13 protein-coding genes and 1 pseudogene are annotated in these 17727 nt (G+C 63.1%); 10 read left to right on the forward strand and 4 right to left on the reverse strand.

Features of this window, described 5'->3' with window-relative positions; genetic code table 11:
- Positions 1–6: 6 nt before the first annotated feature.
- Positions 7–849, forward strand: coding sequence for a xanthine dehydrogenase accessory protein XdhC (xdhC, locus tag H7995_RS07405; RefSeq protein WP_166590090.1), 843 nt, complete (start codon positions 7–9; stop codon positions 847–849).
- Positions 850–858: 9 nt separating this feature from the next.
- Entirely contained in the window at positions 859–2163 is a 1305-nt protein-coding gene (gene guaD, locus H7995_RS07410; RefSeq protein ID WP_182341412.1) for a guanine deaminase, read from the forward strand.
- A 71-nt stretch (positions 2164–2234) separates the two neighbouring features.
- Here guaD and H7995_RS07415 read toward each other — a convergent pair whose 3' ends face one another.
- Positions 2235–2999, reverse strand: a complete 765-nt coding sequence (locus H7995_RS07415) for a GntR family transcriptional regulator (protein WP_182341415.1) — start codon at positions 2997–2999, stop codon at positions 2235–2237.
- A gap of 246 nt (positions 3000–3245) precedes the next feature.
- Here H7995_RS07415 and H7995_RS07420 point away from each other — a divergent pair, with 246 nt between their 5' ends.
- Positions 3246–4436, forward strand: a complete 1191-nt coding sequence (locus tag H7995_RS07420) for a benzoate/H(+) symporter BenE family transporter (protein WP_095165439.1) — start codon at positions 3246–3248, stop codon at positions 4434–4436.
- 43 nt (positions 4437–4479) lie between these two features.
- Here the strand turns inward: H7995_RS07420 and H7995_RS07425 are convergent, their stop codons facing one another.
- On the reverse strand, positions 4480–4824 hold the full coding sequence (locus H7995_RS07425; protein ID WP_095165457.1) for a YggL family protein: 345 nt from the start codon (positions 4822–4824) through the stop codon (positions 4480–4482).
- Between the two features lie 233 nt (positions 4825–5057).
- Between H7995_RS07425 and dacB the strand changes: the two genes are divergently transcribed.
- Entirely contained in the window at positions 5058–6518 is a 1461-nt protein-coding gene (gene dacB, locus H7995_RS07430; RefSeq protein WP_185818181.1) for a D-alanyl-D-alanine carboxypeptidase/D-alanyl-D-alanine endopeptidase, read from the forward strand.
- 184 nt (positions 6519–6702) lie between these two features.
- On the opposite strand, the gene rlmKL is transcribed toward dacB, so the two are convergent.
- Complete coding sequence (gene rlmKL, locus H7995_RS07435; protein WP_166590086.1) at positions 6703–8973, reverse strand: bifunctional 23S rRNA (guanine(2069)-N(7))-methyltransferase RlmK/23S rRNA (guanine(2445)-N(2))-methyltransferase RlmL; 2271 nt, start codon at positions 8971–8973, stop codon at positions 6703–6705.
- Positions 8974–9519: 546 nt separating this feature from the next.
- Here rlmKL and rmf point away from each other — a divergent pair.
- Positions 9520–9735 (forward strand): ribosome modulation factor, encoded by a 216-nt coding sequence (gene rmf / locus H7995_RS07440; RefSeq protein ID WP_003223300.1) that lies wholly within the window; start codon positions 9520–9522, stop codon positions 9733–9735.
- 176 nt (positions 9736–9911) lie between these two features.
- On the opposite strand, the gene H7995_RS07445 is transcribed toward rmf, so the two are convergent.
- Positions 9912–10931 (reverse strand): quinone-dependent dihydroorotate dehydrogenase, encoded by a 1020-nt coding sequence (locus tag H7995_RS07445; protein WP_182341421.1) that lies wholly within the window; start codon positions 10929–10931, stop codon positions 9912–9914.
- A 231-nt stretch (positions 10932–11162) separates the two neighbouring features.
- Here H7995_RS07445 and H7995_RS07450 point away from each other — a divergent pair, with 231 nt between their 5' ends.
- From H7995_RS07450 to H7995_RS07470, 5 genes and pseudogenes are all read left to right on the forward strand, one after another.
- Positions 11163–12374: a CmpA/NrtA family ABC transporter substrate-binding protein gene (locus H7995_RS07450; RefSeq protein ID WP_185818182.1), complete on the forward strand. Its 1212-nt coding sequence runs from the start codon at positions 11163–11165 to the stop codon at positions 12372–12374.
- 15 nt (positions 12375–12389) lie between these two features.
- Positions 12390–12965 carry an ANTAR domain-containing response regulator gene (locus H7995_RS07455; protein ID WP_166590083.1) on the forward strand — a complete coding sequence of 192 codons (576 nt, stop codon included), beginning with the start codon at positions 12390–12392 and terminating at the stop codon, positions 12963–12965.
- 299 nt (positions 12966–13264) lie between these two features.
- A complete protein-coding gene (locus H7995_RS07460) occupies positions 13265–14476 on the forward strand; it encodes a nitrate/nitrite transporter (RefSeq protein WP_185818183.1) in 1212 nt (403 codons plus the stop codon).
- A gap of 7 nt (positions 14477–14483) precedes the next feature.
- Complete coding sequence (locus H7995_RS07465; RefSeq protein WP_166590081.1) at positions 14484–16154, forward strand: bifunctional protein-serine/threonine kinase/phosphatase; 1671 nt, start codon at positions 14484–14486, stop codon at positions 16152–16154.
- A 330-nt stretch (positions 16155–16484) separates the two neighbouring features.
- Positions 16485–17711, forward strand: a pseudogene (locus H7995_RS07470) (NAD(P)/FAD-dependent oxidoreductase); the annotation flags it as partial.
- Positions 17712–17727: the final 16 nt, after the last annotated feature.

The following is a 17727-nucleotide window of genomic DNA, read 5'->3' on the forward strand; positions in this document are numbered from 1 at the left end:
GTGAACATGTACAACTGGATCGACGCCCTCGCCGACCTGCAATCCCAGGGCGAAGCCTGCGTCCTGGTGACCATCATCGAAGAGCTCGGCTCGACGCCGCGCAACGCGGGCTCGAAAATGGTCATCAGCGCCACGCACACCTACGACACCATCGGTGGCGGGCATCTGGAATACAAGGCGATGCAGATCGCCCGCGAGATGCTGGCCAGCGGCAAGCAGGACACCCACCTGGAGCGCTTCAGCCTCGGAGCCAGCCTCGGCCAGTGCTGTGGCGGCGCCACCGTGCTGCTGTTCGAACCCATGGGCCAGGTGCAGGCACAGATCGCCGTGTTTGGCGCCGGCCACGTCGGCCGCGCCCTGGTTCCCCTGCTCGCCAGCCTGCCCTGCCGGGTGCGCTGGATCGACTCGCGGGACGCCGAGTTCCCGGAACACATTCCCCATGGCGTGCGTAAAATCGTCAGCGAAGAACCGGTGGACGAAATCGACGACCTGCCGGTGGGCAGCTACTGCATCGTCATGACCCACAATCACCAGCTCGACCTGGAGCTCACGGCCGCCATCCTCAAGCGCAACGACTTCGCCTACTTCGGCCTGATCGGCTCGAAGACCAAGCGCGTGAAGTTCGAACACCGCCTGCGCGATCGCGGATTCGACAACAGCACCGTGCAACGCATGCGCTGCCCGATGGGCATCGGCGAAGTCAAAGGCAAGTTGCCTGTGGAAATTGCCATCTCCATCGCCGGCGAAATCATCGCCACCTATAACGCGAATTTCGGCCAGGGCACCGCTCGCGCCGAACCCATTGCCAAACTGCTGCCCGCTTCACGCCGCAGTCAAGCCACGAACTGAGAACCACCCATGCCTTCGACTCGCAAAGCCTACCGCGCCGCCATCCTGCACAGCATCGCCGACCCTGCCGTGGTCGGGATCGAAGCTTCTTATCAGTACTTCGAAGACGGCTTGCTGGTCACCGAAAACGGCCGGATCAGTGCCCTCGGCCATGCCACCGAGCTGCTGGCCAGCCTGCCGGCGGACATTGAGGTCGTCCACCACAAAGACGCCTTGATTACCCCGGGCTTCATCGACACCCACATCCACCTGCCACAAACCGGCATGGTCGGTGCCTATGGCGAACAATTGCTGGACTGGCTCAACACCTACACCTTCCCTTGCGAAAGCCAGTTCGCCGACAAGGCCCACGCCGAGGAAGTCGCCGGAATCTTCATCAAGGAACTGCTGCGCAACGGCACCACCACCGCCCTGGTGTTCGGCAGCGTGCACCCGCAATCGGTGGACGCGTTCTTCGAGCAGGCGCAAAAGCTCGACCTGCGGATGATCGCCGGCAAGGTCATGATGGACCGCAACGCGCCGGACTACCTGACCGACACCGCCGAATCCAGCTACGAGCAAAGCAAGGCGCTGATCGAGCGCTGGCACGGCAAGGGCCGTCTGCACTACGCGGTGACCCCACGCTTTGCGCCGACCAGCACCCCGGAACAACTGACCCTCGCCGGCCAATTGCTCAGCGAGTACCCCGACCTCTACATGCAGACCCACATCAGTGAAAACCTGCAGGAGATCGAATGGGTCAAGGAACTGTTCCCCGAGCGCAAGGGCTACCTGGATGTCTACGACCATTACCAGTTGCTGGGTGAGCGTTCGGTGTTCGCCCACGGCGTACACCTGTGTGACGACGAATGTGCACGGCTGGCCGAGACCGGTTCGGCAGTAGCGTTCTGCCCGACGTCCAACTTCTTCCTCGGCAGCGGCCTGTTCAACCTACCGATGGCCGAGAAACACAACCTCAATGTCGGCCTCGGCACCGACGTGGGCGCCGGCACCAGCTTCTCGCTGCTGCACACCCTCAACGAAGCCTACAAAGTCATGCAACTGCAAGGCGCACGCCTGAGTCCGTTCAAGTCGCTGTACCTGGCAACCCTCGGCGGCGCCCGCGCACTGCGCCTGGAAGACCGTATCGGGACCCTGCAACCGGGCACCGACGCCGACTTCCTGGTGCTCGACTATCACGCCACCCCCCTGCTCAGCTACCGCCTGCAACAGGCGAACAACATCGCCGAAACGCTGTTTGTGCTGATGACCCTGGGGGATGACCGGACGGTGCTGCAGACGTATGCGGCGGGGAACCTGGTGCACCAGCGCTAAGTTTTTTTGCCTGGCAGAACGAAATCGCGGGCGATTCGACTCGCCCGCGATGGACCCGACTCGCGTCTGACTTAGAGCTTGGCGGGCGAGCGCCCTGGCTTCTTGGTCTGCAGCAGATGGGAAAACACCGCGTGTAGATCGTCCGAGGCGCTTTCTTCGTCGAGGTTGAGTTTGCTGTCGATGTGATCCATGTGATGCATCATCAGGTTCACCGCCAGGGTCGCATCGCGAGCTTCGATGGCGTCGATCAACTGAGTGTGCTCGTCGTAGGAACAGTGCGAGCGGTTGCCGCTTTCGTACTGGGCAATGATCAACGAGGTCTGCGACACCAGGCTGCGCTGGAAGCTGATCAGCGGCGCGTTTTTCGCCGCCTCGGCCAGCTTCAGGTGAAATTCCCCGGAAAGGCGGATGCCGGCACCCCGGTCGCCGCGGGAGAAGCTGTCGCGCTCGTCGTTGACCATCTGGCGCAACTCGCTCAGCTCTTCGGCGCTGGCGTGTTCGACCGCCAGTTCGGTAATCGCCCGCTCCACCAGACGCCGGGCCATGAACACCTGGCGCGCCTCCTCGACACTCGGGCTGGCAACCACGGCGCCACGGTTCGGGCGCAACAGCACCACGCCTTCGTGGGCCAGGCGCGACAGAGCGCGGCGAATGATGGTGCGGCTGACCCCGAAAATCTCTCCCAGCGCCTCTTCGCTCAATTTGGTACCGGGCGCCAGGCGCTGTTCGAGGATCGCCTCGAAGATATGCGCATAGACAATATCGTCCTGGGTTCCGCTGCGGCCGGCTTTGCCTGCTCGCGGTTGTTTCTTGAGGGGCTGCAACTGTTCGTTCATGGGCACTCGAGTCGGGAGAACTGCGACGAAGAGACCGTGACTGTAATACGTCACAGTGGATCGCTGGCAAGTATCGCGTAAAAAACACGGCACATTGTACACAACTGCAGGTGGCAACACGACTGTACGGCCATATACGCCCCCGGCTGTATTGCAACGATCAGTTACGTTTGAGTTTAGGCTTGAACCCGCAAAACGCCTTCCCGCTTCACTCGCGGCCTACAAGACTCAAGGAACAGCGCTGTCATGAACGACGCCACCCGCACCCAGCTCCGCCCGCTGGCCGACACTTCACCCTCGGCCATTGTCGCCGGGTTCATCGCAATGATGACCGGCTATACCAGCTCCCTGGTGCTGATGTTCCAGGCCGGACAGGCCGCCGGCCTGACCAGCGGGCAGATTTCCTCGTGGATCTGGGCCATCTCGATCGGCATGGCAGTGTGTTCCATCGGCCTGTCCCTGCGTTATCGCACCCCCATCACCATTGCCTGGTCGACGCCGGGCGCTGCGCTGCTGATCACCAGCCTGTCGGGGGTCAGCTACGGCGAGGCGATTGGTGCCTACATCACCTGCGCGGTGCTGGTAACCATCTGCGGCATGACCGGCAGCTTCGAACGCCTGGTCAAACGCATCCCGGCGTCGCTGGCCGCAGCCTTGCTGGCCGGGATCCTGTTCAAGATCGGCAGCGAGATCTTCGTCGCCGCCCAGCACCGTACCGGCCTGGTCCTGGGGATGTTTTTCACCTACCTGGTGGTCAAGCGCCTGTCGCCGCGCTACGCAGTGCTGGCGGCGCTGTTGATCGGCACGGCCTTGTCGGGGTTCATGGGCCTGCTGGACTTCAGCGGCTTCCACCTCGAAGTGGCGACGCCGGTCTGGACCACCCCACACTTTTCCCTCGCCGCGACCATCAGCATCGGCATCCCGCTATTCGTGGTGGCCATGACCTCGCAGAACATGCCCGGCATCGCCGTGTTGCGCGCCGACGGCTATGACGTGCCGGCCTCGCCCCTGATCACCGCCACCGGCGTTGCCTCGCTGCTGCTGGCGCCGTTCGGCTCCCACGGGATCAACCTGGCGGCGATCAGCGCGGCGATCTGCACCGGGCCGCACGCCCATGAAGATCGCAACAAGCGCTACACCGCGGCGGTCTGGTGCGGGATTTTCTACGGCATTGCCGGGGTCTTTGGAGCAACCTTGGCGGCGCTGTTCGCGGCCCTGCCCAAGGAATTAGTGTTGTCGATTGCCGCACTGGCGCTGTTCGGCTCCATCATCAATGGCCTGAGCATTGCCATGAGTGAAACCCGGGAGCGTGAAGCGGCATTGATCACCTTCATGGTCACGGCGTCGGGGCTGACGCTGTTTTCCATTGGCTCGGCATTCTGGGGGATTGTCGCGGGGGTGGTGACGCTGATGATTCTGAATTGGCGCAAAGCCTGAGCGAAAAAAAACGGCGACCCGAGGGTCGCCGTTTTTTTCAACATCAAGCTACCGGATTGATCGGCTTTTCCGGGTACCAGACGTCCAGCAACGGGCTGACGGTGACTTCGGTCAGTTCGCTGCGGCCTTTGAGCCAGGCTTCAACAGCAGCACGCTGCTCTTCGGAAACCGAGCCACGCTTCTGCAGGCAAACCAGACCGTAGTCGTCGCCGCCAACATAACCCAGACCGTTGGCTTCCATGGCTTCTTTGAGGAATGCATCGAGGAAAGCGTCAATGGCTTCATCAGCCAAATCTTCCTTGAAATCCAGGTTCAGTTCGAAACCCAGCTCTTGAAATTCATCGACGCACAGTTTTTTGCGCAGACGCTGGGAACGGTTAGTCGCCATTGGAACAATCCTCATAAGTAATATCGGGCGGCACTTTAGCATTTTAAGCCGCCAATTGCCCGACTCTCTGGACGCCGGCCTTACGACCGGTAAAAAAAATAGCCGAATAGCTCGCGTGCTTGCGGCACAAAGCGCTATACCTTGGGCATAATGCCGACAATTTCGTGACCACTGAGGGAATTTATCTTCATGCCCTCATCTTTTTTCCCCTCGGCTGTAGGGTTTTATTTCATATGATCAGATCTTTGCGTCCATTGTTGCTGGCCAGCCTGCTTGTCCCCCTGGCCTTTACGGTTTCTGCTGCGCCCGTCAATACCGCCCTGAGCCCCAGCGTCGAAAAAGCCCTGAAGGCCAGCAAGCTCCCCGACAGCGCGCTGTCGCTGGTGATGATTCCCCTGAACGGCCCGGGCACCCCGACCGTGTTCAATGCCGACGTGTCGGTCAACCCGGCGTCCACCATGAAGCTGGTGACCACCTACGCCGCCCTGGAAATGCTCGGCCCCAACCACCAGTGGAAAACCGAGTTCTACACCGACGGCACCCTCGGCGGCGGCATCCTGCGCGGCAACCTGTACCTCAAGGGTGGCGGCGATCCGAAACTGAACATGGAAAAACTCTGGCTGCTGATGCGCGACCTGCGGGCCAATGGCGTGCAGCAAGTCACCGGCGACCTGGTGCTGGACCGCGGCTTCTTCAATCAACCGCAATTGCCGCAGTTCAACGATGACGGCAATGACGACAACAAGCCGTTCCTGGTCAAGCCCGACGCGGCCATGGTCAACCTCAAGGCCCTGCGCTTCGTGGCCCGCAATGATTCGGGCCGGGTCCTGGTGTCGGTCGAACCGCCGATTGCCAGCATCCGCATCGAAAACCAGGTCAAGGCCGTCAACACCAAGCAGTGCACCGGCGGCGTGCGCTACAACCCGGTGACCCAGGCCGACGGCAGCGTCACCGTGACCGTAGCCGGCCAGTTGGGCGACGGCTGCAGCTCGCAGACCTACCTCTCGCTGCTCGACCACGCGACCTACACCGCCGGTGCCGTAAGGGCGATCTGGCAGGAACTGGGCGGCAGCATCCAGGGCGCGGATCGCCAGGGCGCGGTGCCGAAGAGCGCCAAGGTCCTGGCCCGGGCATTCTCCCCAGACCTGGCGGAAATCATCCGCGACATCAACAAATACAGTAACAACACCATGGCCCAGCAACTGTTCCTCAGCCTGGGCGCGAGATACCGCACCGACGCCGACAGCAACGACGCCATGGCCGCCCAGCGCGTCGTGCGCCAATGGCTGGCGAAAAAGGGCATCACTGCACCGCATTTGGTGATGGAAAACGGTTCCGGCCTGTCCCGTGCCGAGCGCGTCAGCGCCCGTGAGATGGCAAGCATGCTGCAGGCCGCCTGGAGAAGCCCGTACTCGGCCGAATTCGTCAGCTCGATGCCGATTGCCGGCATGGACGGCACCATGCGCAAACGCCTGAAAACCACGGCGATGCGTGGCGAAGCCCACGTCAAGACTGGCACCCTGAACACTGTCCGGGCGATTGCCGGCTTCAGCCGCGACAACAATGGCAACACCTGGGCCGTGGTGGCGATCCTCAACGACAAGGCACCCTTTGGTGCTTCGTCGGTGCTCGATCAAGTGCTGCTGGACCTGTATCGCCAGCCAAAACTGGCGACCGCCGCGTCAGTACTGTAACTCTCGAGTCAAGGCTGCGCGCAGCAGCACGGCATCGGCGCCCTCCCCGGGCGCCAGTTGACGATGCCAACACTGCCGGTGACAGCGCCCAGCACTGCGCGCGGTTCGCGGCAGGCCGCAGCTTTTCCAACCGAACACCCCATAGAGCCAGGCAGCATCAAGGCTCCATGGGGCCATTCGAACCTTAGCGCGCCATGATTTTCCAGGCACGGTGGATCTTGCCGTTACGGGCAAAGTCCGGGTCGATGGTTTGCGCGGTGATTTCCTCGACGGCGTAGCGCGTTGTGAGGTTGTCCTCGAGCTGGAACTTGCGGAAGTTGTTGGAGAAGTACAACACCCCACCCGGTGCCAGGCGCGCCATGGCCAGGTCGAGCAACTGCACGTGGTCACGCTGGACGTCGAAGATGCCTTCCATGCGCTTGGAGTTGGAGAAGGTCGGCGGATCGATGAAGATCATGTCGAACTCATCACGGTTGGCTTCCAGCCAGGCCATGACATCGCCCTGCTCCAGACGGTTCTTGTCGGAAAAACCGTTGAGCGACAGGTTGCGGCGCGCCCAATCCAGGTAAGTCTTGGACAGGTCGACGCTGGTGGTGCTGCGCGCGCCACCCTTGGCTGCGTGCACGCTGGCGGTCGCGGTGTAGCAGTACAGGTTGAGGAAGCGCTTGCCGGCCGCCTCTTTCTGAATGCGCATGCGCATCGGCCGGTGATCCAGGAACAGCCCGGTGTCGAGGTAGTCGGTCAGGTTGACCAGCAGCTTGACTCCGCCTTCATTGACCTCGACGAACTTGCCCTGGGCACTCTGGCGCTCGTACTGCTTGGTACCGCTCTGGCGCTCGCGACGCTTGACCACCACGCGGCTCTTGTCGATGTTCAGGGCCTGGGGAATGGCGGCCAGGGCATCGAACATCCGCGCCGAGGCTTTTTCCGGATCGATCGACTTCGGTGCCGCGTACTCCTGCACGTGGACCCAGTCGTGGTACAGGTCGATGGCCATCGAGTACTCAGGCATGTCGGCATCGTACACACGGTAGCAGTCGATCCCTTCGCGCTTGACCCACTTGCCCAGGGCCTTGAGGTTCTTCTGCAGACGGTTGGCAAACATCTGCCCACCCTCGCTCAGGCGCGCCTGTTCGACCACCGGTACCGGTGCCGGGGCGGGCTTGATCGGGTTGCCATTCTTGTTGTACTGGCGCTCTTGCGGTTCGACCGGTGCCTGATCGTAGATCGCCTGTTCACGCTCGGCCTGGCGCTGCTCCGGGGTCCGGCGCTCGCCTGTGACAAACTGGTCGGGCAGCACTTTGATCAGCAGCAGCTTGCACGGCAAGGCGCCGTTCCAGAAGGCATATTGCTTGTGGCTGCGAATACCCATGCGCTTGCCCAGGTCCGGTGCGCCGGTGAACACCGCCGCTTCCCAGTTCAGGCAGGCCTGACGCAGGCGCTCGCCGAGGTTCTGGTAGAGGTAGAGCAGGCTCGCCTCGTCGCCCAGGCGCTCGCCGTACGGAGGGTTGCAGATCACCAGGCCTTTCTGGTTCTGGTCCGGGCGCGGTTCGAAGGTGGCCACTTCGCCCTGGTAGATTTTGATCCACTCGCTCAGGCCGGCACGCTCGACGTTGTTACGGCCCGGCTGGATCAGGCGCGGATCAGCTTCGTAACCGCGGATCCACAGCGGTGGCTTGGCCAGGCCGGCAGCGGCACGGGCGCTGGCTTCTTCATGGAGTTTTTTCCACAGCGCCGGCACGTGGCCGAGCCAGGCGGTGAAGCCCCATTGCTCACGACGCAGGTTGGGAGCCATGTCCGCGGCAATCATCGCCGCTTCGACCAGGAAGGTACCCACACCGCACATTGGGTCAGCCAGGGCGCCGCCCTCGGCGGCGATGCGTGGCCAGCCGGAACGGATCAGGATCGCCGCCGCGAGGTTTTCCTTCAGCGGGGCGGCACCTTGCTGCAGGCGATAGCCGCGCTGGTGCAGGCTGTGCCCGGACAGATCCAGGGACAGGATCGCTTCGCCACGGTCCAGGCGCAGGTGAATGCGCAGGTCCGGATTGAGCTTGTCGATCGAAGGACGTTCGCCCGTTGGCGTGCGCAATTTATCGACAATCGCATCCTTGACCTTCAAGGCGCCGAAGTGGGTGTTGTCGATGCCCGAACCGTGACCGCTGAACTCCACCGCCAGGGTGCCGTCCGCCAGCATGTGGTCTTGCCACTCGATATCCAGCACGCCGTGGTAGAGGTCTTCGGCGTCCTTCATCGGGAAGCGCTTGAGGACAAACAGCACGCGGTTTGCCAGGCGCGACCACAGGCACAGGCGATAAGCGGTTTCCATGGTGGCCATGCCGCGCACAGCCGAGGTGTGCTCGCGCGCTTCCTCAAGGCCAAGCCCGACGGCTTCCTCGATGAGCAGGCCTTCAAGGCCTTTTGGGCAAGTGAGGAAGAGTTCGTAACGATCCGACATGGGAGTTCCAGGGCCTTTAGCAATGAGTGAACGGGCAACGCATTGACCGCTCGGTTTTCAATCAAGCGCTTTTCTAAAAGAGCGCTCGCGTGGCACGAAGGTGTGCCGTCCCACCCTGGCGGCTATGCCAGCCAACTGGCTGGAATGAGCTTAGATGCCCGGGCAGATAAAAAATTCGGTGCAACAAAATGTCATAACTCGACCCTTCGTCGAATAGTAACCGAGCGCATCGGTGGGTCATGACCTAGGAAGCATTAGCCTCATCATTCTTTGAGAGCCTGATCATAGCGGGGTTTGGCCAACCACCCGACAAAACCCTCGTTGTTTCTTATGGCCATAACACCTTTATCGTTACGTCCTTATGACAAAACGATCATTCCCTCGATGTGACGCATTGGTTAGAACTCAATACAGGTTGACGCCGCAACGACGTCAACACCTTGGCTCGCCACGCCGGCAGCGAGCCGCCATTGGCAGAGCGTTTTCTGCCTGACCTCGATAGAGGTCGACGCGATACATACAGTCAACAAGTGAGGGAAACACCCTATGAGAAGACTTAAGCGTGATCCGTTGGAAAGAGCATTTTTGCGCGGATATCAATATGGCGTTGGTGGCAAATCCCGTGAGCTTTGCCCATTTACTCTACCGTCGGTACGCCAAGCCTGGATTAACGGCTGGCGAGAAGGACGCGGCGACAACTGGGACGGTATGACCGGCACTGCGGGAATCCATAGACTCAACGAACTTCACGCCGTCGGCTAAACGGGGCACACATTCCGACACGACAACTTGATTACGTAACGACTTAACCATGCACGTCCTCTCCGGACGGCGGGCTTCGGCCCAGGGGCTCCCTTGAGGAGCCCTTTTTTATTCCTGTCTGTAGCCGCTGGCGCAGCCTGCGTTCGGCGGCGTAGCCGTCGTAAACAGGCGCGGTATCAGCGCAGGGCGGCGATGGCGTCGACCGATTCACGGATCAGCGCCGGGCCCTTGTAGATGAAGCCCGAGTAGATCTGCACCAGGCTGGCACCCGCGGCGATTTTCTCAGCCGCGTGCCGTCCTTCGGTGATCCCGCCCGCCGCGATGATCGGCAAGCGCCCTGCCAGTTCCGCCGCCAGCACCTTGACCGTGTGGGTGCTCTTCTCACGCACCGGGGCGCCCGACAGGCCACCCATCTCGTCCCCGTGCTCCATGCCTTCGACGCCCACCCGGCTCAGGGTGGTGTTGGTGGCGATGACCGCGTCCATACCGGTTTCGATCAGCGCCTGCGCCACCTGGGCGGTTTCTTCGTCCGTCATGTCCGGGGCAATCTTGATCGCCAGGGGCACATGCTTGCCATGTCGCAGGGCCAGTTCGGCGCGGCGCGTGGCCAGGTCGGCGAGCAGTTGCTTGAGCGAATCACCGAACTGCAGGCTGCGCAGGCCCGGGGTGTTCGGCGAGCTGACGTTGACCGTGACATAGCTGGCGTGGGCGTAGACCTTGTCCAGGCAGATCAGGTAGTCGTCCACCGCACGCTCGACCGGGGTGTCGAAGTTCTTGCCGATGTTGATCCCCAGCACGCCCTTGTACTTGGCCGCGGCAACCCGGGCCAGCAGATGATCGACGCCGAGGTTGTTGAACCCCATGCGATTGATGATCGCCTCGGCTTGCGGCAAGCGGAAAATCCGTGGTTTGGGGTTACCCGGTTGCGGGCGCGGGGTGACGGTGCCGATTTCGACAAACCCGAAACCAAGCTGGGCAAAACCGTCGATGGCCGCGCCATTCTTGTCCAGGCCTGCAGCCAGGCCAACCGGGTTGGGGAAGTCCAGGCCCATGACATTCACCGGCACATGGGCCGGGGCCTTGCACAGCAAGCCGTTCAGGCCCAGGCGTCCGCCCGCGCCGATCAAGTCCAGGGACAGATCGTGGGAGGTTTCCGGGGAGAGTTTGAACAGCAGTTGGCGGGCCAGGGTATACATGGGCGGGCTTGACTCGGTCGGCGGCAAAATAAGGCGGCGATTATAGCCGGGCATCGGGGTCGCAGGCGAGGCACATGTACAAATCCCTCGGCAATGGCATATGCCTTGCACCGTGAAGCCTATCCGTACTCATGCCAGCGCCGGGATGAGTCGAACGACCATGGCGTCGTCATCCGACCTGGCTTGCACAGGGGCCCGGGGCGACGCTTTTTTCTGCAAGGTGCACTCCCGATGAACGAACCATCAGTCGGCCCGCTGGCCTGGGTCAACGGCAGCGACGCGCCGGAAAAGACCTCGATCAACCTGGGCTTCATGGCCCTGAGCGATTGCGCCTCGGTGGTCGTAGCCGCCACCCAGGGCTTTGCCCAGCCTTATGGCCTGACCTTGAACCTCAAGCGCCAAACATCCTGGGCCAACCTGCGGGACAAGCTGACCAGCGGCGAACTGGACGCCGCCCATAGCCTCTATGGCCTGGTGTACGCGGTACACCTGGGCATCGGAGGCGTCGCCGCCACCGAGATGGCCGTGCTCATGGGCCTGAACCACAACGGGCAGAGCATCAACCTGTCCCACGACCTGCAACGCCTGGGCGTGACCAGTCCTGAGGCACTGGATCGGCACGTGCACCAAAGTCGCCCAAAACTCACCTTTGCCCAGACCTTCCCCACCGGCACCCACGCCATGTGGTTGTACTACTGGCTGGCCAGCCAGGGCATTCACCCGCTGCAGGATGTCACCAGCGTGGTGGTGCCACCGCCGCAAATGGTCGCGCACTTGCAGGCCGGGCGCATCGACGGGTTTTGCGTGGGCGAACCCTGGAGCGCCAGCGCGGTGCAGCAGAACCTCGGCTTTACCCTGGCAACGAGCCAGGCCATCTGGCCTGACCACCCGGAAAAAGTCCTCGGCTGCACGCGCGCCTTCGTCGAGCAATACCCCAATACCGCCCGGGCGCTGGTGATGGCGATCCTGGAAGCCAGCCGGTTCATCGAGCAAAGCCCGGAAAACCGCCGCAGCACCGCACAGTTGCTCAGCGCCGCCGACTACCTCGACACCCCCGTGGACACCATTGAGCCACGCTTGCTGGGCGATTACGCCGACGGGCTCGGCAATCGCTGGCAGGACCCGCACGCGCTGCGCTTTCACGGCCATGGCGAGGTGAACATGCCCTACTTGAGCGACGGCATGTGGTTCATGACCCAGTTCCGCCGCTGGGGCTTGCTGCGCGACGACCCGGATTACCTGGGCGTGGCACGCCAGGTCCAGCAACTGAGCCTGTACCGCGACGCGGCCGGGGCCCTGGGCATAACAGCGGACAGCCATGAGATGCGCAGCAGCCAATTGATCGACGGCAAGATCTGGGACGGTGCCGACCCGGCGGCCTACGCCCGCAGCTTCACCCTGCACGCCATGACCGATACCCCCGCCCTGCGCGCCCGGCCCTGACAGGAGAGCATGAGCATGTTGCGAATCCTGCTGATCAATGACACCGCTAAAAAAGTCGGACGCCTGAAGACCGCCCTGACCGAAGCCGGGTTTGAGGTGATCGACGAATCCGGCCTGACCATCGACCTGCCCGCGCGCGTCGAAACGGTGCGCCCGGACGTGATTCTGATCGATACCGAGTCACCCAGCCGCGATGTGCTGGAACAAGTGGTGCTGGTCAGCCGCGACCAGCCACGCCCCATCGTGATGTTCACCGATGAACACGACCCGGGCGTGATGCGCCAGGCCATCAAGTCCGGCGTCAGCGCCTACATCGTCGAAGGCATCCATGCCGCCCGCCTGCAGCCGATCCTCGACGTGGCCATGGCGCGCTTTGAAAGCGACCAGGCCCTGCGCGCCCAACTGTTTGCCCGCGACCAACAACTGGCCGAGCGCAAGCGCATCGAACTGGCCAAGGGCCTGCTGATGAAAATGAAAGCCTGCAACGAAGAACAGGCCTACACCCTGATGCGCCGCCAGGCCATGAGTCGCCAGCAGAAGCTGATCCAGGTGGCCGAGCAGATCATTGCCATGAGTGAGTTGCTGGAGTGAGCACCACGCCGAATCAGGCTTGGCGTGTCATCGGTGACGACCCTCGCGAGCCTGCTCGCGATCAGCCCGCCCTCGGCCGCACTGGTTGGCACAGATATCGCTAAGTAATCGGCACAGGTAACCAACGGCGGTTGCCCCACCAACGACAACGACGTCGCACACCCCTTTCGCGCAAGCGCAGCGGGTTGCGGCGTTTTTTCGTTTTGGCCCCACAGACCGGGGCCGGTGGTGCGGCCGTCAAGGCGCCCCACCGCCAAGCTCACGACTCCCTTCGAGACTCTTAACCGCTGAGGTGCGCGATGAATTCAAGCTTCTGGAAATCCGGTCATACCCCGACCCTGTTCTCGGCATTCCTGTATTTCGACCTGAGCTTCATGGTCTGGTACTTGCTGGGCCCCCTGGCGGTGCAAATTGCCGCCGACCTGCACCTGACCACTCAACAGCGCGGGCTGGTGGTGGCCACGCCGATCCTCGCCGGGGCCTTGCTGCGTTTTGTCATGGGCCTGCTCGCCGACCGCCTGTCACCCAAGACCGCTGGCCTGATTGGCCAGGTCATCGTCATCTGCGCGCTGTTCGGTGCCTGGAAGCTGGGCATCCACAGCTACGAGCAAGCCCTGCTGCTGGGGGTGTTCCTGGGGATGGCCGGGGCCTCGTTTGCCGTCGCCCTGCCCCTGGCCTCGCAGTGGTACCCGCCGCAACACCAGGGCAAGGCCATGGGCATCGCCGGCGCGGGCAACTCGGGCACTGTGCTCGCGGCGCTGATCGCGCCGGTGCTGGCAGCCGCGTTTGGCTGGAGCAACGTGTTCGGCTTCGCCCTGATCCCGCTGATCCTGACCCTGATCATCTTCGCCTGGCTGGCGAAAAACGCGCCGCAACGGCCCAAGGCCAAATCCATGAGCGACTACTTCAAGGCCCTGGGTGATCGCGACAGCTGGTGGTTCATGTTCTTCTACTGCGTGACCTTCGGCGGCTTCATCGGCCTGGCCAGTGCCCTGCCCGGCTACTTCAACGACCAGTACGGCCTGAGCCCGGTGACTGCCGGCTACTACACCGCCGCCTGTGTGTTTGGTGGCAGCCTGATGCGCCCACTGGGTGGCGCCCTGGCCGATCGCTTCGGCGGGATCCGCACCCTGCTGCTGATGTACGGTGTCGCGATCGTGTGCATTGCCGCCGTCGGCTTCAACCTGCCCAGCTCCTATGCGGCGCTCGCCCTGTTCGTCTGCACCATGCTTGGCCTTGGCGCCGGCAATGGCGCGGTGTTCCAGTTGGTGCCCCAGCGTTTTCGCCGCGAAATCGGCGTGATGACCGGGTTGATCGGCATGGCCGGTGGGATCGGCGGGTTTGCCCTCGCCGCCGGCATGGGGGCGATCAAACAGAGCACCGGCAGTTATCAACTGGCCTTGTGGCTGTTCGCCAGCCTCGGCATCCTGGCGTGGTTCGGCCTGCACGGGGTCAAGCGCCGCTGGAGAACCACCTGGGGCTCGGCCGCTGTGACCGCAGCGCGGGTCTGAGGCAGCGATGAGCCTGCAATTGAGTTTTGCCGAAGCCAGCGCCATCGGCCCCCGCGAGGAAAACCAGGACGCCCTGCGCCTGGTCACGCCCGCCGCAGAGCTGGCCGCGAGCAAAGGGTTTCTGTTCGCCATCGCCGATGGCGTCAGCCAATGCGCCGATGGCGGGCTGGCCGCGCGCACCACCTTGCAAGCACTGGCCCTGGACTACTACGCCACCCCGCAGACCTGGGGCGTGGCGCAGTCCCTGGACCGCCTGTTGCTGGCGCAGAACCGCTGGCTGCAGGCCAACGGTGGCGGCCTGCCGCTGCTCACCACCGTCAGCGCGCTGGTGCTGCGCGGACAACGTTTCACCCTGGCCCACGTCGGCGATTGCCGGGTGTATCGCTGGCACGCCGAGCAGTTGCAACGCATCAGCGAGGACCATGTCTGGGAACAACCGGGCATGCAACATGTGCTCAAGCGCGCCCTGGGCCTGGACCAACACCTGGTGCTGGATTTTCTCGATGGTGAGTTGCGCGCCGGCGAGTGCTTCGTGCTCCTCAGCGACGGGGTCTGGGCAACCTTGGGCGACACCACGATTGCCGGCATCCTGCGCGATCAGCCGGACCTGCACAGCGCGGCCCAGACCCTGGTCAATGCCGCGCACCTGGCCGGCAGCCAGGACAATGCCAGCGCGCTGCTGGTGCGGGTCGAGGCCCTCGGCGAGGCGAGCATCGGCGATGCCCTGATTCACCTGCAACAATGGCCCCTGCCGCCGCCCCTCAAGCCCGGCCAGCGCTTCGAAGGCTGGCACGTCGAGAAACTGCTGGGGCACAGCCAACAGTCACTGATCTATCGGGTCCACGACAGCCAGCAGCAGCCCTGGCTGTTGAAAACCCTGCCGGCGCAGTTGAGCGACGACAGCCAGGCCGCCCAGGCCCTGCTGTCAGAGGAATGGTTTCTCAAGCGCGTCGCCGGACGCAGTTTTCCCGAGGTCCATCCGGCGACCCAGCGTCAACACCTGTATTACCTGATGCGCGAGTACCCAGGGCAGACCCTTGCCCAAACCTTCACCCAGACCGGTCCGCTGCCCCTGGCGCAATGGCAAGCACTGGCCGAGCGCCTGTTGCGCGCGGTGGGCCTGTTGCACCGGCGGCAGATCCTGCATCGCGACATCAAGCCGGAAAACCTGCTGCTCAGTGACGACGGTGAGTTGCGCCTGCTGGATTTCGGCCTGGCGTACTGCCCGGGCTTGTCCGAAGACCAGGCCAACGCACTGCCCGGCACCCCGAGCTACATCGCCCCGGAAGCCTTCAGCGGTGAGGCGCCGTCTGCGCAACAAGACCTGTATGCCGTCGGCGTGACCCTGTATTACCTGGCCACCGGGCAGTATCCCTACGGCGAAATCGAAGCCTTCCAGCGCCCGCGCTTCGGTCAGCCGGTGAATGCCCAGCGCTATCGCCCGGACCTGCCGGACTGGCTGGGGCAGAGCCTGGAGCGCGGGGTCAACGCCGACCCGGCCCAGCGCTACGAAACCGCCGAGCAATGGCTGCTGATTCTCGAACACGGCGAGCGCGGCAGCTTGAGCGTGCGACCCAGACCGCTACTGGAGCGCGAGCCGGTGAAGGTTTGGCGCACCCTGGCGCTGGTGTTGCTGATGATTAACCTGGTGTTGCTGTTTTCCCTCATTCGCCACTGACCCCAGGCCCCGCAAACCCCGTCGGCGTCGCGCCATTGCTGTGCACCGCGCCTTCTATCGGTGCAAAAAGCCCGGTCGCTACCGCCCGAACACCCGGATGAGCCCGATAAAACCGTAGCCTCCACCACTTGGCACAACCACTGCATTAGCCCGTTCATCACACATAAAGCCCAGCCTTCAACGACGAAGGGTGCGCTGCCCGAGAGAACGGGACCAGGACAAAGGCGTCCTCGCTAGAGCACTAGCGGGACGCCTTTTTTTGTTTGCGCAAAATACACCGAGCCAGTCCCATCGACCCGATGACACCGGCCTGAGCTTGCGGAGAACCCGATGAAAAAATTGAAACTGGTGATGATCGGCAACGGGATGGCCGGGGTCCGCACGCTCGAGGAACTGCTCAAGCTGAGCAGCGAACTGTATGACATCACGGTTTTCGGTGCCGAACCCCACACCAACTACAACCGCATCCTGCTGTCCCCGGTGCTGGCAGGTGAACAGACCTTCGAAGAGATCGAGCTCAACGACCTCAATTGGTACCAGGAGCACAACATCACCTTGCTGCTCAACCGCACAGTGGTGGAGATCGACCGGGTCAAGCGCCGGGTCATCGCTGCCGACGGCAGCAGCGCCGAATACGACCGCCTGCTGATCGCCACCGGCTCGACGCCCTTCATGCTGCCGATCCCGGGCAACACCCTGCAGGGGGTGATTGGCTACCGTGACATCGCCGACACCCAGACCATGATCGACACCGCCCGGACCCACCGCCACGCCGTGGTCATCGGCGGCGGCCTGCTGGGCCTGGAAGCGGCCAACGGCCTGATGCTGCGCGGCATGCACGTGACCGTGGTGCACATCGGCGAATGGTTGTTGGAACGGCAACTGGACAAGACCAGCGGCCAATTGCTGCAAAGCGCCCTGGAACAACGCGGCCTGCACTTTCGCCTGGGTGAGCAAACCCAGGCCCTGCTCGACGCCGGCAACGGTCGGGTCGGCTCGGTGCAATTCAAGAACGGCGACATCATCCCGGCCGACCTGGTGGTGATGGCCGCCGGGATCCGCCCGGCCAGCGAGCTCGCGGAACAGGCCGGCCTGCCCTGCAACCGCGGCATCCTGGTCAACGACACCCTGCAGACCTATGATCCGCGCATCTATGCCATCGGTGAATGCGCCAGCCATCGTGGCATTGCCTACGGCCTGGTGGCGCCGCTGTTCGAGCAGGCCAAGGTCTGCGCCAACCACCTGGCACAGCTGGGGTTCGCCACCTACAAAGGCTCGGTGACCTCGACCAAGCTGAAAGTCACCGGCATCGACCTGTTCTCCGCTGGCGACTTCATGGGGGGCGAAGGCACCGAGACCATCACCCTGCGCGACCCGGTCGGCGGCATCTACAAAAAATTGGTGATCAAGGACGACGTGCTGGTAGGCGCCTGCCTGTACGGCGATACCGCCGATGGCGGCTGGTATTTCCGGCAGATTCGCGAACACCAGGGCATTGCCGCGATCCGTGATCACCTGATGTTTGGCGAACCGGCGTCGAGCGCGGCCGGCCACCAGGACCTGACACTGCAGG

The sequence above is a fragment of the Pseudomonas kielensis genome (assembly GCF_014236655.1).
Lineage (GTDB): Bacteria > Pseudomonadota > Gammaproteobacteria > Pseudomonadales > Pseudomonadaceae > Aquipseudomonas > Aquipseudomonas kielensis.

Coding starts and splice junctions, on each gene's coding strand:
- xdhC (WP_166590090.1), top strand. CDS start 7: ATGTACAACTGGATCGACGCCCTCGCCGACCTGCAATCCCAGGGCGAA.
- guaD (WP_182341412.1), top strand. CDS start 859: ATGCCTTCGACTCGCAAAGCCTACCGCGCCGCCATCCTGCACAGCATC.
- H7995_RS07415 (WP_182341415.1), bottom strand. CDS start 2,999: ATGAACGAACAGTTGCAGCCCCTCAAGAAACAACCGCGAGCAGGCAAA.
- H7995_RS07420 (WP_095165439.1), top strand. CDS start 3,246: ATGAACGACGCCACCCGCACCCAGCTCCGCCCGCTGGCCGACACTTCA.
- H7995_RS07425 (WP_095165457.1), bottom strand. CDS start 4,824: ATGGCGACTAACCGTTCCCAGCGTCTGCGCAAAAAACTGTGCGTCGAT.
- dacB (WP_185818181.1), top strand. CDS start 5,058: ATGATCAGATCTTTGCGTCCATTGTTGCTGGCCAGCCTGCTTGTCCCC.
- rlmKL (WP_166590086.1), bottom strand. CDS start 8,973: ATGTCGGATCGTTACGAACTCTTCCTCACTTGCCCAAAAGGCCTTGAA.
- rmf (WP_003223300.1), top strand. CDS start 9,520: ATGAGAAGACTTAAGCGTGATCCGTTGGAAAGAGCATTTTTGCGCGGA.
- H7995_RS07445 (WP_182341421.1), bottom strand. CDS start 10,931: ATGTATACCCTGGCCCGCCAACTGCTGTTCAAACTCTCCCCGGAAACC.
- H7995_RS07450 (WP_185818182.1), top strand. CDS start 11,163: ATGAACGAACCATCAGTCGGCCCGCTGGCCTGGGTCAACGGCAGCGAC.
- H7995_RS07455 (WP_166590083.1), top strand. CDS start 12,390: ATGTTGCGAATCCTGCTGATCAATGACACCGCTAAAAAAGTCGGACGC.
- H7995_RS07460 (WP_185818183.1), top strand. CDS start 13,265: ATGAATTCAAGCTTCTGGAAATCCGGTCATACCCCGACCCTGTTCTCG.
- H7995_RS07465 (WP_166590081.1), top strand. CDS start 14,484: ATGAGCCTGCAATTGAGTTTTGCCGAAGCCAGCGCCATCGGCCCCCGC.